Genomic DNA, 14,838 nt, shown 5'->3' with positions numbered 1-14,838 from the left:
CTCAGGCTGCCATGAACATTTCGGGCGGCAGCGCCATCAGCGACTCGGCACCACCCTCGATCTTGCGACGCAGCGCGCCCGCATCCGGCAGGATCCGCTCGGCATAGAAGCGCGCGGTCACCAGCTTGGCGTCGAGGAACGCGGCCTCGCCCTCGCCCGCTGCCTTCAACGTGGTCGCAGCGACCGCCATCCGCAGCCACATCACGCCGACCGCGACGATGCCCATCAGGTGCATGTAGCTGACCGCGCCCGCGCCGACATTCTCGGGGTTCTTCATGCCGTTCGCCATGAACCACATCGTCGCCGCCTGAAGCTGGCCGTTCGCCTTCTCCAGCGCTTCGGCGAACGCGGCGGTTGCCGGATCCGCCTTTGCCGCTGCGACATCGTCCGCGACCAGCTTGAAGAATGCCTGGATCCCGCGTCCGCCATTTTGCGCCAGCTTGCGGCCGACCAGGTCCATCGCCTGCACGCCGTTGGTGCCCTCGTAGATCATCGCGATCCGCGCATCGCGGACATACTGCTCCATGCCCCATTCGGCGATGTAGCCATGGCCGCCATAGACCTGCTGCGCGTTCGTCGCGATCGCATAGCCCATGTCGGTGCCATAGCCCTTGATGACCGGGGTCAGCAGGCTGATGATGTCACCGGCCAGCTGGCGCTCTTCCTCGGTCTCGGCGCTATGCTCGAGATCGGCCTGGAGCGCGGTCCACAGGATCAGCGCGCGCAGGCCCTCGGTCAGCGACTTGCCCTCCATCAGCATGCGGCGGATGTCGGGATGGACGAACAGCGTGTCCGCCTTCTCCTGCGGCTCCTTGGCGCCGGTCAGCGCGCGGCCCTGGCGACGATCCTGCGCGTATTGCACGGCGTTCTGGTACGCGACCTCGGCCACCCCAAGACCCTGGAGCCCGACGCCGAGGCGCGCGGCGTTCATCATGATGAACATCGCGGCGAGACCCTTCATCTCCTCGCCGACCAGCCAGCCGGTCGCCGAATCATAGTTCATCACGCAGGTCGAGTTCGCGTGGATCCCCATCTTGTGCTCGATCGAGCCGCAAGTAACGCCGTTGCGCGCGCCGAGCGAGCCATCCTCGTTCACCAGCATCTTCGGCACCACGAACAGCGAAATGCCCTTCGAGCTGTCCGGCGCGCCGGGGGTCTTTGCCAGTACGAGGTGGATGATGTTCTCGGTCAGGTCGTGCTCGCCCGACGAGATGAAGATCTTCGTGCCGGTGATCGCATAGGAGCCATCCGCCTGCGGCTCGGCCTTGGTGCGGATCAGCCCGAGATCGGTGCCGCACTGCGGCTCGGTCAGGTTCATCGTGCCGCCCCATTCGCCCGACACCATCTTGGGCACGTACATCGCCTTCTGCGCGTCCGATCCCTTGGCGATCAGCGCGGCGATCGCACCGTGCGTCAGGCCGGGATACATCGCGAACGCCATGTTCGACGAGATCATATACTCCTGGAATGCCGTCGACACGACGTGCGGCATCCCCTGCCCGCCATATTCGGGCTGATTGCCCAGCGTCGCCCAGCCGCTCTCGACATACTGCTTATACGCCTCCTTGAAGCCGTCGGGCGTCGTGACCGAACCGTCCTCGTGCCGCGTGCACCCCTGCTGGTCGCCCGACAGGTTCAGCGGGAACAGCACTTCGGCGACGAACTTGCCGCCCTCCTCCAGCACTGCGTCGACGACGTCGGGCGAGGCCGCATCGAAGCCGGGCAGATTGGCATAGCGTGGCAGGCCGACGACATGCTCGAGGACGAAACGCGTGTCACGGACGGGAGGCGTATATTGGGGCATGGTTTATCCTTGGTTGTCCTGGGCGCGGCTCACTTCGAGAAGGGCCACGAAACTGGTGAGTTCGTCGATGGCGAGATCGATGTCGCGCTTCTGCGCGGTCAGCAGCGCGATCCGGGCCTGGCTGCGCTCGATCACGACCTGGCGCTGCGCACGCCGGCCGTCGCCGAGATCGTAGAGATCGATCATCTCGCGGATCTCGCCGAGGCTGAACCCGACCCGCTTGCCGCGCAGGATCCAGGCGAGCCGCGCGCGGTCACGATGCGAATAGATGCGCTGCGTACCGCGCCGCTCGGGACCGATCAGCCCCTCGTCCTCGTAGAACCGCAGCGCGCGCGCGGTCACGTCGAACTCGGCCGACAGGTCGGATATCGTGAAGCTCTCACGATCGTGCCGCGGCTCGATCACCGCGTAGGATTCAGGAGAGACCCGGGAGTGAAGAGATGCTCGTGTCGCCATCCCCGAACACGTAACTCTCGTTTACGTCAACGTCAATTGCCGCAAAGCAACTTTCCGCCCGATGACCGTAGCGTCGCAGCCTCCGATCGCGATTCGCTCAGGCGGTCGACGGTCACCGCCGCCAGCGAGGCACGTCCGGTGCACAGCGACTCGCACGCCGCGGGCACGTCGGCGGGAAACACGATCCGATCGCCGTCGAACCGCGCGTCGAACGTGCACGCGCCAAAGGCGAGCTTGAGCACATCGCCCGACCGCGAGACGGTCCCCGACGCCGCGCAGGTCTGGTCCTCGCCGTAGTCGACGCTGACGCCCACCCGGCTCATCTTGCCGGTACCGACGACACAGACGCGGTCGGTATCACGCGCCCAGGATCCCTGTAGCGGCGCGTTGGGATCGGACACGATTCCCGCCGTCTGTGCCGCCGCCTCGAGCCGCGCACCCGGACTGTCCGCGACCGCGTTCGACGGCTCCGTCCCACAGCCGCCCAGGATGAGGGCGAGCAGCAGCGCACGCCTCATTCGGCGGGCACCAGCCTGTCGCCCTCGATCCGCCGGAAGAAGCACGTCCGCTCGCCGGTATGGCAGGCCGGACCCGCCGCATCCGCGATCACCCACACCGCGTCCTGGTCACAATCGATCCGCAGCTCGGCGACGCGCAACACGTTTCCGGACGTCTCGCCCTTCTTCCACAGCGTTTCCCGGCTCCGCGACCAGAAATGCGCCTCGCCGGTCGCCTGCGTCTCCGCCAGTGCCTCGGCATTCATATGCGCGACCATGAGCACGTCGCCCGATACGCGATCGGTGACGACCGCGGTCAAAAGCCCGGCGGAATCGAATTTGGGATCGAGCGTGAGGCCCGTGTCGCGGCTGTGTGTCATGGCGCGAATATACCCGAAACCGGCGCCGATGCGACCGTTCCGCGCGAAACGATCCGCGCACGCTTATTACAAACAGGCGACAAACGCGGGAAGCGCTCGTATAGGGCAGCCTCCGCACGACGTGAGATCCGGCATGCTGACGACAAACCCTTATGACGACGACAAACTTCGCGAAGAGTGCGGGGTGTTTGGCGTCTCGGCCACCGAGGGCGCGGCCGCGCTCGTCGCGCTCGGCCTGCACGCTTTGCAACACCGCGGGCAGGAAGCTGCCGGCATCACCACCTTCGACGGGGCCAATTTCCACACGCACCGCGCGATGGGGCATGTCGCAGGTAATTTCGACCGCGACGACGTGATCCGCGCGCTCCCCGGCACTGTCGCCTGCGGCCATGTCCGCTATTCGACGACCGGCGAGACCGCGCTGCGCAACGTCCAGCCACTCTATGCCGAGCTGTCGACCGGCGGTTTCGCGATCGCGCATAACGGCAACATTTCCAACGCGATGCGGCTGCGGCGCGAGCTCGTCCGGCGCGGCTCGATCTTCCAGTCGACCAGCGATACCGAGACGATCATCCATCTCGTCGCGACGTCGAACTATCGCACGCTGCTCGATCGCTTCATCGATGCGCTCAAGCAGATCGAGGGCGCCTATTCGCTGATCGTGATGACGCCGGAAGGCATGATCGCCTGCCGCGATCCGCTCGGCATCCGACCCCTCGTCATGGGCAAGCTCGGCGACGCGGTGATCTTCGCGTCCGAGACGGTCGCGCTCGACGTCGTGGGTGCCACCTTCGTCCGTGCGATCGAGCCGGGCGAGCTGGTCATCGTCCAGGGTGCGGAGATCCGTTCGATCCGCCCGTTCGCGCCGATGGCGGCACGGCCGTGCATCTTCGAATGGGTGTATTTCTCACGCCCAGACTCGATCGTAGGCGATCATTCGATCTATTCGGTGCGCAAGGCGATCGGGGCGCAGCTCGCGATCGAATCGCCGGTCGAGGCGGATCTAGTCATCCCCGTCCCCGATTCGGGCACGCCTGCGGCGATCGGCTATGCGCAGCAATCGGGCATCCCATTCGAGCTCGGCATCATCCGCTCGCATTATGTCGGCCGCACCTTCATTTCGCCGGGTGACAAGGTCCGCCATCTCGGCGTTAAGCTCAAGCACAACGCCAACCGCGCGCTGATCAAGGGCAAGCGCGTCATCCTCGTCGACGACTCGATCGTCCGCGGCACGACCTCGCTCAAGATCGTCGAGATGATGCGCGAGGCGGGTGCCGCCGAAGTCCATATGCGGATCGCCAGCCCACCGACACGGCACTCGTGCTTCTACGGCGTCGACACGCCCGAGCGCGAGAAGCTGCTCGCGGCCAAGCTCGATCTTGGCGGCATGACCGGCTTCATCCACGCCGACAGCCTCAACTTCATCTCGATCGACGGCCTCTACAAGGCGCTGGGCGAGGCGAAGCGCGCGGATGTCCGCCCGAAATATTGCGATGCGTGCTTCACCGGCGATTACCCGACCACGCTGACCGACCATGACGAGGGCGCCGAAGTCGACCAGTTCGCGATGCTCGCCGAACGCGTCATCTGATACTGCCGGAGTGATAATGACGGACAAGCCTCTCGAAGGCCGGCTGGCGCTGGTCACCGGTGCCAGCCGCGGCATCGGTGCCGCCACCGCGATCGCACTCGCGGCCAAGGGCGCGCACGTCGTCCTGACCGCGCGCACGCCCGGCGGTCTCGAAGAGGTCGAGGCGACGATCCACGCGGCCGGCGGCTCGGCGACGATCGCCCCGCTCGATCTGGCGGAAAGCGAAGCGATCGCCCGCCTCGCGACCGCAATCGGCGACAGATGGGATGCGCTCGACATCCTCGTGCTCAATGCGGGCATGCTTGGCTCGCTGTCGTCGGTCCCGGCGATCGATCCCAAGGAAATGGCGCAGGTCCTGACGCTCAACGTCAGCGCGCAGGCTGCACTGATCGCAGCGTTCGATTCGATGCTGAAAAAGGCCAAGTCCGCCCGCGTGATTGGCGTCACGTCGAGCGTCGGCCGCAAGCCCCGCGCCTATTGGGGCCTCTACGGCGCATCGAAGGCGGCGTTCGAGACCCTGCTTGGCGCCTATGGCGACGAGATGGCCGAGATCAGCGCGATCCGCACTGCGATCGTCGACCCGGGCGCCACGCGCACCAAGATGCGCGCCCGCGCCTATCCGGGCGAGGATCCCAACTCGGTCAAGGAACCGACCGTCGTTGCAGACCGGATCGTCGCGCTGGCAATCGAAGGCTTCGAGCCCGGCCACTTCGAGCGGGTCGCCTAAGCCCCCCTCTGTCATTCCCGCGGAGGCGGGAACCCATACTGGCTAGCGTCTCCGTTCAATCACCAAGGTTCGCCAATCCGGATCCCCGCCTTCGCGGGGATGACGGCGTGCGCGTGGCAAGCTTTACTGCTTCACCAGCGTAACCTGCGCCACATCGATCCCGCCACCGAGGAACCCGCCCTCGCAATACATCAGATAGTAGCGCCACAACGCCACGAACCGCGCATCGAACCGCGCCGGCAACCGTCCCTCGGCAACCGCGGCGTCGAACGCCACCCGCCACCGCCGCAGCGTCTCGGCATAATGCAGCCCGAACCCGCGCCAGTCCTCCCATACCAACCCCCGCGCCTCCGCCAGCGCGCGAAACCGCGGCTCGGACAGCAGCATCCCGCCCGGAAACACATAGCGCTGGATAAAGTCGACACTGCGCGAATAGGAGTCGAAGATCGCATCGTCGATCGAGATATATTGCAGCGCGGCGCGCCCCCCCGGCTTCAACGCACGCGCGATCGCGTCGAGATAGACCGGCCAATATTCCTCGCCAACCGCCTCGACCATCTCGATGCTCGCGACCGCGTCATACGTCCCGGTGACGTGGCGATAGTCGGTCAGCGCCACGCGAACGCCATCGAGCCCCGCCGCCGCGATCCGGTCGTCGACCTGCCGCTTTTGCTCGGTCGACAGCGTCAACGCATGCACGCCAACGCCCGCGCGTGCCGCCATTTCCGCGAACGATCCCCAGCCGCAGCCGATCTCCAGGATCGTATCGCCGGCCCGTGCGCCGGTCCGGTTGAGGATCGCGCGCAGCTTGGTCGCCTGCGCCGCCTCATGCGGCTCGGCGTCGTCGATCGGTTCGGCGAAGATCGCGCTCGAATAGGTCAGGCTGGGATCGAGCCACGTCTCGTAAAAGTCGTTGCCGAGGTCGTAATGCGCCGCGATGTTCCGGCGCGAGCCGGTCGGATCGTTGCGCCGCATCCGGTGCCAGGCGCGCGCCSCCAGCCGCACCACGCCGCCCGACCGCGCCGCGCTGCCGAGCGTATGGCGGTTGCGCATGAACAGGTCGAACAGCGGCACCGGATCGGGGCTCGACCAGTCGCCGGCGGCCCAGCCCTCGTACCAGCCGACCGACCCCGCCGTCGCCAGTCGCACCAGCGCGCGCCACCGGTGCACGATGACCACCGGCAGCGGCCCGGGCGCGCGGCCGCCGATCAGCCGCCGCGTGCCATCGGGCAGTCGCGCGTCGATCCCGCCACTCGCCAGCCCCGCGTCGATCCGGTCGAGCAACCGGTGGAAGACCGGCGCGACGAGGCGCGCCACCGGGGACACCTGCGCGGCAGGACGATCGTCGAAAGCGGGAACGGCAGTCATCGCGGCGCTCCATGCAACACGGGCGCGAGCGAGGAAAGAGGCACGCGTCGAACAGCCGATCATGACGGTGGAGCGACGACCGCCCCCCCCTATCGTCATCCTGACGAAAGTCAGGACCCAGGGTAACAGGGGCTGACGTCCTTGGCTCTGGGTCCTGACTTTCGTCAGGATGACGGACGGGCGTTTAGCAGTCGATCACCGCGCGTGCCGCCCGGCCTCCAGCGCGCGTTCGCGTCCTTCGCGGTGCCCGACGATCTTCGCCGGATAGTCGCGCGGTCGACAGCCGGACTCATCCGGATCATGGATCGCCTCGCCCGAGACTTTCGCCAGTTCGGGCACCCATTGCCGGATATAGTCCCCCGCATCGAATTTCTCCGACTGCGACAATGGCGCCATGATCCGCCCGAACATGTTCGAATCCACCCCGGTCCCGGCGACCCATTGCCAGTTCACCGCATTATTCCCGTAATCCGCATCGACCAGGCAATCCCAGAACCAGCGCTCGCCCTCGCGCCAGTCGATCAGCAGATGCTTCACGAGGAAGCTCGCCGTGATCATCCGAACGCGATTATGCATCCACCCGGTCGCCCAAAGTTGACGCATCCCGGCGTCAACGATCGGATAGCCCGTCTTGCCCGTCTGCCACGCCTTGAGATCGGCCTCAGCCCCCTTCCCCGTCCGCCACGGCAAGGCATCGAATTTCGGCCGCCCATTGGCCTTGCCGTAATCGGGCATCGTCAGCACGACGCCATCGGTGAAGTCTCGCCACGCCAGTTCCTTGCGGAAGGTCGTCGCATCGCCATGCCCGTCGACCGTATGCCACACCGTACGCGCGGACACCTCGCCAAAATGCAGATGCGGCGACAGGCGCGAGGTCCCCTCGATCGACGGCATGTTGCGATCTATGTCATAGGCTTCGACGATCGGCGCCATCGCCTTCGCATTCTTGAGCGCCTGCGCCTCGCCCGGCGTCCAGTCGTCGAACCCGGCGGACCAATCGGGCTTGGTCGGCAACAGGTCCCAATCGGCAAGCGTTTCGCTCTTCGGCCAGTGCGCTGGCGCCGGGATCGTCCGCGGCACGGGTTCGGGGTCACCGGGCGGCATCATCTGGTTGAGCGCCTTCCAGAACGACGAATACACCTTGAACTGCCCCCCCGAGCCCGTCTTCACATCCTCGACCCGCGCAAGGTGGTTGCCATCGTGCAAGCACAACCGATCGCCGAGCGCGGCCTCGGCCTTGCGCCACCAGGGCTCATAATGCCGGATCGCATGGATCTGGTCCGCGCCGGTTTCCTCCATCAGCGCCGTCAGCACCTCAACCGCGTCGCCGCGTCGCACGATTAGCTTCGAGTGCTTCTTCTCCAGCGACTCGCCAAGCGACGCCAGCGTGTGATGCAGCCACCAGCGCTGTGCCCCACCGATCGCCCAGTCCCCCGGTGCATCGTCGTCGAGCACATAGACCGGGATCACCGGCCCCGCATGGGCGGCGGCAATTAACGCGGGTTGGTCGTGAAGGCGGAGGTCCTGGCGCAGCCAGAGGAGGGAAGGTGTCGTCATCCTGCGCCCAACGCAGCAATCCGCGATCCAGCGTCACCCGCCGCTGCGAAAGTTTCACCGAGCGTCACAATGGCCGCGACGTGGCGCTCGGCGATCGCGAGCGCATCCTCGCCATAGCCGCCGCCGACCGTGCTCGCGATCGGCACGCCGCGCGCGATCGCCAGCCCGGCGACGAGCCGCTCCCGGCGCATCAACCCGTCCAGCGTCAGCGACAGCCGCCCCAGCCGATCGCCGGCAAACGGATCGACTCCCGCCTGATAGAGGATCAACTCCGGCTGAAACTCGTCGAGCAACGGCACCAACGTCACCTCGAGCGTCGCCAGATACGCGGCATCGTCGATCCCATCCGCCAACGGGACATCCACCGTCGAGCGCGCCTTGCGGACCGGGAAATTCTTCTCCGCATGGATCGAATAGGTCGCGATCTCGGGCCGCCCCGCCAGCAGCGCCGCGGTCCCGTCGCCCTGATGCACGTCGCAATCGACGATCAGCACGCGCGCCACGCGGCGCTCGTCGATCAAGCGCGCCGCCGCGACTGCGAGATCATTGAACACGCAGAACCCCGCCCCCGTATTCGCCAGCGCGTGATGGCTCCCGCCCGCGGTATTCGCCGCAAACCCGTGCTCCAGCGCGAGGCAAGCCGCTAGCCACGTGCCCTGCGGCACGATCGCCGCGCGCGATGCGACCGCCGCCGTCACCGGAAACCCGATCCGCCGCTCCTTCTCCTTGGGCACGCGCGCCTCGAGCACCTCGGCGACATAATCCTCGTCATGCACCGCCTCCAGCCACGCGGTCGGCGTCTGTTCGGCGCGGTGCCACGTCACGGCCTCGCCGCGATCGAGCAGCAGGTCCCGGATCAGCCCGTTCTTGTTCCAGCGATAGGTCGACCGCGCAGGGGCCGGGGTGACATAGTCGGGATGGTGGACGACATGGATCATGCTCCGTAGGTAGGAGACCGCTGCCCGCAGCCCAAGCACCTGTGTTCCGGAGAGTTTCGTGTCCGACCCAAAGACCCTTCCCTATCGTCCCTGCGCCGGCATCATGCTGGTCAACGCCGAGGGCAAGGTCTTTGTCGGCCAGCGCAACGATTCGCCGCTTGAGGCGTGGCAGATGCCGCAGGGCGGGATCGATCCGGGCGAGGACGCCGAAGCCGCCGCGCTCCGCGAACTCGGCGAGGAAACCGGCGTGATGCCCGACAAGGTCGAGCTGATCGCGGAGGCTCCCGGCGCGTTCGTCTATGATCTCCCCCCCGAACTGCTCGGCAAGGTCTGGAAGGGCAAATGGCGCGGGCAGACGCAGCGCTGGTTCCTGTACCGGTTCCTCGGCACCGACGCCGATATCGACATCGCCACCGAGCACGAGGAGTTCCGCGCGTGGCGCTGGAGCGACCCGGCCGACCTTCCCCGGCTGATCGTGCCGTTCAAGAAGGCGCTCTACGAACAGGTACTCACCGCCTTCGCGCCACATCTCGGCGCAACCCCGCACCGTTGAGCAGTTCCCAAGCCGCAACGCTGCCGTTACGGAACCCTCGTGCGCCGCCTATCGCTTCTCCTCCCCCTGCTGGTCGCGGCCCCGCTGTTGCTGGCGAATGCGCCTGATCCGCAATCGGTAATGATCCCCGAGACGATCCGGGCGATGCTCGACGCCGCGTTGGAGGCGGGGAACGAGGCTGACGTCAACACGATCGCGAAATACGCACGCGCCGCCGATCCTCTGAGCGGCGACGCGGTGCTCGCGATCGCGGAGAAGTGGAAGGCCGACCGCGCCGAACAGCGTACGCAGGTCATCCGCCAGGCCAGCTTTCTCGACCTGTGGAGCGGCAAGGCGGAGATCGGCGGCTATATGACGACCGGCAATTCCGACACCGCCGGCGGCACCGCGGTGCTCGATCTCAACCGCGAAGGTCTTCGCTGGCGCCAGAAATTCCATGCGCAGGCGGACTACCAGTCGAACCTCAACGTCACGACGCGCGAGCATTACCTCGCCTCGTACGAACCCAATTACAAGATCGACGACCGCGCCTATGTCTACGGCGTCGCGCAATATGAAAGCGACCGGTTCCTCGGCTATTACAACCGCTACTCGACCTCCATCGGGGCGGGCTACAGCGTGCTGAAGACCGCCGGCACCAAGCTCGATCTCGAGCTCGGGCCGGCCTATCGCCACACCGAATTCACCGACGACACCGTGCAGAGCAGCCTCGCCGCGCGCGGGACCGCGAACTTCAGCGTTCGCATCCTCAGCGGGCTGTCGGTCAGCCAGGTCGCGTCCGCCTATGTCCAGCGCTACAACAGCACCCTCAGCGGAACGACCTCGCTCAACGCCAAGCTGATCGGGCCGCTCTCCGCCGCGTTGTCGTACAGCGTCCAGTATGAAAGCGAACCGCCGGTCGGGTCGGTCTCGACCGACACCACCAGCCGCGCGTCGCTCGTCTACAGCTTCTGACCCGGTTCCCTAGCGCGCGCATCCTCGCTAGGGTTGCGCGATGAGGGGACTATCCACGATCGAACGCGATGCCGTCGACAAGGCGCACGCGGCACCGATGCTGGCCGAGGTCGAGGCCTGGGCCGCGGTCAACAGCGGCACGCGCAACCTGGCCGGGCTCGCGACGATGGCCGGGCTACTCGGCGATGCGTTCGCAAGCCTGCCGGGCAAGATCACGCTGGTCGATCCCGAGCCGGTGGACAGCGTCGGATCCGACGGCGTCGTATCCCCGATCGAGCACGGCAAGCATCTCCATCTCGTCGTTCGCCCGGACGCGCCGGTACGGATGCTGTTCACCGGGCACATGGATACGGTGTATCCGGTCGACCACATGTTCCAGTCACTCCGCTGGCAAGACGACGGCAGCCTCAACGGCCCCGGCGTCGCCGACATGAAGGGCGGCCTGTCGGTGATGCTCGCAGCGCTGCGTGCGGTCGAGGCAGGCCCGCTCGCGGCGCGGATCGGCTATGACGTCGTGATCAATTCAGACGAGGAAACCGGCTCCTTCTCCTCCGCACCGCTGCTCGCCCGTGCGGCGCAGGGCAAGGTTGCGGCGCTCACCTACGAACCCGCGCTCGCGGATGGCACGCTCGCCGGCGCGCGCGGCGGGACCGGCAATTTTTCGATCATCGTCCACGGCCGAAGCGCGCATGCCGGCCGCAATCCCGACGACGGCCGCAACGCGATCGTCGCCGCTGCCGATATCGCGGTCCAGCTGTCGAAGGTCCGCGGCCCGACGCTCGCCGTGAACCCCGCGCGGATCGAAGGGGGCGGTCCCAACAACGTCGTTCCAGATCTTGCCATCCTCCGCATCAATTTTCGCCCCGCCAATCTCGACGAGATCGCGCGCGCGCAATCGCATATCGATTCCGTCGTCGCCGCGGTCGCCGCGGCGCATGACGTCCGGATCGAGGTCCATGGCCGCTTCAACCGCCCGCCCAAGCCGATCGACGCGGGCGCAGCGCGCCTGTTCGCTCTGGTGAAGGCGTCCGGCGGCGATCTCGGCCTCGACATCGCCTGGAAGGCGACCGGCGGCGTCTGCGACGGCAACAACATCGCCGCGGCCGGCGTGCCCGTCGTCGACACGATGGGGGTCCGTGGCGGCGCGATCCATTCGACCGACGAATTCATGATCCCCGACAGCCTGCCAGAGCGCGCCGCGCTGTCGGCCGTCACCATATTGCGTATCGCGGAGGGCCGCTTGTGAGCTTCAGGATCCGGGCCGCGGTCGACGCCGATCTCCAGCACCTCTACGAAATGGCCAAGCTCACCGGCGGTGGCTTCACCAACCTGCCGCCCGATCGCCGTGCGCTGACCGCCAAGCTCGAGCGCAGCCACGCCGCCTTCGCGCGCACCGACGGCCCGGTCCAGGACGAGCTGTTCGTGCTGATCCTCGAAAACGTCGAGACGCAGGAGGTCCGTGGCACCTGCCAGATCTTTACGCAGGTCGGCCAGAGCTATCCGTTCTACAGCTACCGGATCGGCCAGCTGACCCAGCACAGCCGCGAACTGAACCGCACCTTCCGCGCGGACATGCTCTCGCTCGCAACGGACTTGGAGGGCGCGAGCGAGGTCGGCGGGCTGTTCCTCCACCCCGGTGAGCGCGCCGGCGGCCTAGGCCTGCTGCTCGCACGCAGCCGCTATCTGTTCATCAAGATGCACCGCGCGCGCTTCGCCGACCGCATCCTCGCCGAACTGCGCGGCGTGATCGACGAAGCGGGAGGATCGCCCTTCTGGGACGGTCTCGCCGGACGCTTCTTCGGGATGAATTTCCAGGACGCGGATCAGTTCAACGCGATCAACGGCCACCAGTTCATCGCCGATCTGATGCCCAAGCATCCGATCTATACCGCGATGCTGACCGAAACCGCGCGCGCCGCGATCGGCCTCCCGCATCCCTCGGGGCGGGCAGCGATGCGGATGCTCGAAAACGAGGGCTTTGCGTTCGAGAATTACGTCGACATCTTCGACGGCGGCCCGACGATGACCGCGCGGACCGACCAGGTCCGCTCGATCGCCGAGGCACGCAACGACCGTATCGTTGAGATCGACGCAGACGGCGACGGTGGCAAGGACGCGCTTGTCGCGACCGGGACGCTAGCCGCGTTCCGCGCGACGTTTGGCCGGATCCGCGCGCTGGACGACGGTGTCGCATTGTCGCGGGACGCCGCCCAGGCGCTCGGCGTTGCCAGCGAAGACCATGTGACGCACGTGGCACGGGTATAACGATGGTCGAGATCAACTTCGACGGACTGATCGGTCCAAGCCATAACTTCGCCGGTCTCAGCCCCGGCAATCTTGCAGCGACCCAGCACGCCGGGCAGGTCGCGCGCCCGCGCGCCGCCGCCCTCCAGGGCATAGCCAAGATGCGCGCGAACCTCGACTTGGGCCTGACCCAAGGCATCTTCTACCCACTCGCGCGGCCCGATCATCGCTGGCTTGAAACGCTGTCGACTACCTACGACGGAGCCGATCCGCATCTGAAGGCGCGCGCGCTCTCGGCATCGGCGATGTGGGCGGCGAACGCGGCGACCGTGTCCCCTGCCCCCGACACGCGCGATGGCCGCTGCCACCTGACAGTCGCCAACCTCGTGACGATGCCGCATCGCAGCCACGAACCGCACGGCACTCTAGCGCAGCTGCAAACCGCGTTCGCGCACCCCGCCTTTGCCGTCCATCCGCCCATCCCCGCACCGTTCGGCGACGAGGGCGCGGCAAACCATATGCGCCTGTGCGCGAACCATCATTCGCCCGGCATCGAGATCTTCGTCTACGGTCTGCCCGGCGGCCCGTTTCCGGCCCGCCAGCACCGCGACGCCAGCGAGGCGATCGCGCGCGCGCATGGGCTTGACCCCGCACGGACTCTGTTCGTCCAGCAGTCGGCCGCCGCCATCGCCGCGGGGGCGTTCCATAACGACGTCGTCGCGGTCGCCAACGAACGCGTCCTGTTCGCGCACGAACTCGCCTTTGCCGACAAGGACCGCGTCTACGCGGATCTCCGCCGCCTGATGCCCGAGGTCGAGATCGTCGAGGTCCCGGCCGCCCGCGTCAGCGTGGCCGACGCGATCGCCTCCTATCTGTTCAACGCGCAACTCGTGTCGCTCGACGACGGGATGGCGCTGGTGCTTCCCGAGGAAGCGCGCGCCAACGTTGCGGTCTGGTCTTGGCTGCAGGACCATGTCGCGGGCAACGGGCCGATCCGGCACCTGCACGTCGTCGATGTCCGCGAATCGATGAGCAATGGTGGCGGCCCCGCCTGCCTCCGCCTGCGCGTCGTCGCGGATCCCGTGACGGTCGATCCCCGCTTTCTCGTCGACCACGCCCGGCTCGACCGGATCGCGTCGATCGTCGAGGCATGCTGGCCGCAAACGATCGACCCCGCGTCGATCGGCGATCCCGCCCTGATCGCCCGGATCGAAACCGCCCGCGCCACGCTCCTCACAGAGGTCGATCTTGCCGAACTCATTACGACATGACGATCGCGGGCCTTCTGTAGCTATGCCTGTCGCATAGCAGTCACCCGCGAGGAAATGCAGTTGGCCGCGTCTCTGCGTGAGGCCAACGCATTGTGGCGCACAGTCGCCTAGACGGCGACGATCGCGTCCTGCACGGCGGCCCCATACCGGGGGGCCGGAGTTGAAGATCGTGCTGAAAACCATGTGGAATATGCCCGCAGAGCTGCTGCGGACCGGCGGAACCGACGACGACGTGGCGCCGGTTGATGAAAAGCTCGCTGCCGGTTCGCTCGAACAGATGATCGAGGCATTCGGCAAGCTCGACGACGAAGAGGCGGAAGCGGCGTTGATTAAATGTGCGGGCCGCGATCGGCCGATAACATCACAGGAGATCCGCGACCTGCGGCGGGATCAGTTCATGACAAAGACGCCCTGACGGCTCTTACCCGGTTCGACCACACTCGCGCGAACACGCGAGCACCTTCGTTTTGCACAATCGCGGTTGGGCAAAACGCAGTT

At 66.7% G+C, this 14,838-nt stretch carries 15 protein-coding genes; 8 read left to right on the top strand and 7 right to left on the bottom strand.

What is annotated here, in order from left to right:
• Position 1: 1 nt before the first annotated feature.
• Genes ASE79_RS08900 through hisI form a run of 4 tightly spaced genes read right to left on the bottom strand, consistent with a single transcriptional unit; the run spans position 2 to position 3,137 of the window.
• The gene (locus tag ASE79_RS08900; RefSeq protein WP_056414890.1) at positions 2-1,804 is read right to left on the bottom strand and encodes an acyl-CoA dehydrogenase C-terminal domain-containing protein; all 1,803 of its coding nucleotides are present in this window, start codon (positions 1,802-1,804) and stop codon (positions 2-4) included.
• Between the two features lie 3 nt (positions 1,805-1,807).
• Entirely contained in the window at positions 1,808-2,260 is a 453-nt protein-coding gene (locus ASE79_RS08895) for a MerR family transcriptional regulator (RefSeq protein WP_056414887.1), read from the bottom strand.
• Between the two features lie 32 nt (positions 2,261-2,292).
• The gene (locus tag ASE79_RS08890; RefSeq protein ID WP_056414883.1) at positions 2,293-2,778 is read right to left on the bottom strand and encodes a hypothetical protein; all 486 of its coding nucleotides are present in this window, start codon (positions 2,776-2,778) and stop codon (positions 2,293-2,295) included.
• Positions 2,775-3,137: a phosphoribosyl-AMP cyclohydrolase gene (gene hisI, locus ASE79_RS08885; RefSeq protein ID WP_056414880.1), complete on the bottom strand. Its 363-nt coding sequence runs from the start codon at positions 3,135-3,137 to the stop codon at positions 2,775-2,777. Before hisI ends, ASE79_RS08890 begins: the two co-directional genes overlap by 4 nt.
• Positions 3,138-3,270: 133 nt before the next feature.
• On the opposite strand from hisI, the gene purF reads away from it, so the two are divergent.
• Positions 3,271-4,728 carry an amidophosphoribosyltransferase gene (gene purF, locus ASE79_RS08880; RefSeq protein ID WP_055876120.1) on the top strand — a complete coding sequence of 486 codons (1,458 nt, stop codon included), beginning with the start codon at positions 3,271-3,273 and terminating at the stop codon, positions 4,726-4,728.
• A gap of 16 nt (positions 4,729-4,744) precedes the next feature.
• Positions 4,745-5,455, top strand: coding sequence for an SDR family NAD(P)-dependent oxidoreductase (locus tag ASE79_RS08875; RefSeq protein ID WP_056414877.1), 711 nt, complete (start codon positions 4,745-4,747; stop codon positions 5,453-5,455).
• A gap of 123 nt (positions 5,456-5,578) precedes the next feature.
• Here ASE79_RS08875 and ASE79_RS08870 read toward each other — a convergent pair whose 3' ends face one another.
• The 3 genes from ASE79_RS08870 to ASE79_RS08860 form a co-directional block, all read right to left on the bottom strand.
• Positions 5,579-6,823: an SAM-dependent methyltransferase gene (locus ASE79_RS08870; protein WP_056414876.1), complete on the bottom strand. Its 1,245-nt coding sequence runs from the start codon at positions 6,821-6,823 to the stop codon at positions 5,579-5,581.
• Positions 6,824-7,018: 195 nt separating this feature from the next.
• Positions 7,019-8,380, bottom strand: a complete 1,362-nt coding sequence (locus ASE79_RS08865; protein WP_056414873.1) for a cryptochrome/photolyase family protein — start codon at positions 8,378-8,380, stop codon at positions 7,019-7,021.
• On the bottom strand, positions 8,377-9,318 hold the full coding sequence (locus ASE79_RS08860) for a histone deacetylase (RefSeq protein WP_056414870.1): 942 nt from the start codon (positions 9,316-9,318) through the stop codon (positions 8,377-8,379). The genes ASE79_RS08865 and ASE79_RS08860 overlap by 4 nt, the downstream gene beginning before the upstream one ends.
• A gap of 58 nt (positions 9,319-9,376) precedes the next feature.
• Between ASE79_RS08860 and ASE79_RS08855 the strand changes: the two genes are divergently transcribed.
• The 6 genes from ASE79_RS08855 to ASE79_RS08830 all read left to right on the top strand — a co-directional run bounded on the left by ASE79_RS08855 (position 9,377) and on the right by ASE79_RS08830 (position 14,755).
• Positions 9,377-9,871 (top strand): RNA pyrophosphohydrolase, encoded by a 495-nt coding sequence (locus ASE79_RS08855; protein WP_056414867.1) that lies wholly within the window; start codon positions 9,377-9,379, stop codon positions 9,869-9,871.
• Positions 9,872-9,910: 39 nt separating this feature from the next.
• Positions 9,911-10,825, top strand: coding sequence for a DUF481 domain-containing protein (locus ASE79_RS08850; protein WP_056414864.1), 915 nt, complete (start codon positions 9,911-9,913; stop codon positions 10,823-10,825).
• A 40-nt stretch (positions 10,826-10,865) separates the two neighbouring features.
• Positions 10,866-12,071 (top strand): hydrolase, encoded by a 1,206-nt coding sequence (locus tag ASE79_RS08845; protein WP_056414861.1) that lies wholly within the window; start codon positions 10,866-10,868, stop codon positions 12,069-12,071.
• Positions 12,068-13,090 (top strand): arginine N-succinyltransferase, encoded by a 1,023-nt coding sequence (locus tag ASE79_RS08840; protein ID WP_056414858.1) that lies wholly within the window; start codon positions 12,068-12,070, stop codon positions 13,088-13,090. Before ASE79_RS08845 ends, ASE79_RS08840 begins: the two co-directional genes overlap by 4 nt.
• Positions 13,091-13,092: 2 nt before the next feature.
• Positions 13,093-14,340, top strand: a complete 1,248-nt coding sequence (locus ASE79_RS08835) for an N-succinylarginine dihydrolase (RefSeq protein WP_056414855.1) — start codon at positions 13,093-13,095, stop codon at positions 14,338-14,340.
• Positions 14,341-14,500: 160 nt separating this feature from the next.
• On the top strand, positions 14,501-14,755 hold the full coding sequence (locus tag ASE79_RS08830; RefSeq protein ID WP_056414854.1) for a hypothetical protein: 255 nt from the start codon (positions 14,501-14,503) through the stop codon (positions 14,753-14,755).
• Positions 14,756-14,838: the final 83 nt, after the last annotated feature.

Source organism: Sphingomonas sp. Leaf28, from assembly GCF_001421685.1.
GTDB lineage: Bacteria > Pseudomonadota > Alphaproteobacteria > Sphingomonadales > Sphingomonadaceae > Sphingomonas > Sphingomonas aurantiaca.
The sequence above is the reverse complement of the archived record's forward strand: the minus strand, read 5'-3'. Positions and strand labels throughout refer to the sequence as shown.

Bases quoted from the DNA above. Each gene is read 5' to 3' on its own strand.
- ASE79_RS08845 (WP_056414861.1), top strand. From the start codon at position 10,866: ATGAGGGGACTATCCACGATCGAACGCGATGCCGTCGACAAGGCGCAC.
- ASE79_RS08835 (WP_056414855.1), top strand. From the start codon at position 13,093: ATGGTCGAGATCAACTTCGACGGACTGATCGGTCCAAGCCATAACTTC.
- ASE79_RS08890 (WP_056414883.1), bottom strand. From the start codon at position 2,778: ATGAGGCGTGCGCTGCTGCTCGCCCTCATCCTGGGCGGCTGTGGGACG.
- purF (WP_055876120.1), top strand. From the start codon at position 3,271: ATGCTGACGACAAACCCTTATGACGACGACAAACTTCGCGAAGAGTGC.
- hisI (WP_056414880.1), bottom strand. From the start codon at position 3,137: ATGACACACAGCCGCGACACGGGCCTCACGCTCGATCCCAAATTCGAT.
- ASE79_RS08875 (WP_056414877.1), top strand. From the start codon at position 4,745: ATGACGGACAAGCCTCTCGAAGGCCGGCTGGCGCTGGTCACCGGTGCC.
- ASE79_RS08860 (WP_056414870.1), bottom strand. From the start codon at position 9,318: ATGATCCATGTCGTCCACCATCCCGACTATGTCACCCCGGCCCCTGCG.
- ASE79_RS08865 (WP_056414873.1), bottom strand. From the start codon at position 8,380: ATGACGACACCTTCCCTCCTCTGGCTGCGCCAGGACCTCCGCCTTCAC.
- ASE79_RS08895 (WP_056414887.1), bottom strand. From the start codon at position 2,260: ATGGCGACACGAGCATCTCTTCACTCCCGGGTCTCTCCTGAATCCTAC.
- ASE79_RS08900 (WP_056414890.1), bottom strand. From the start codon at position 1,804: ATGCCCCAATATACGCCTCCCGTCCGTGACACGCGTTTCGTCCTCGAG.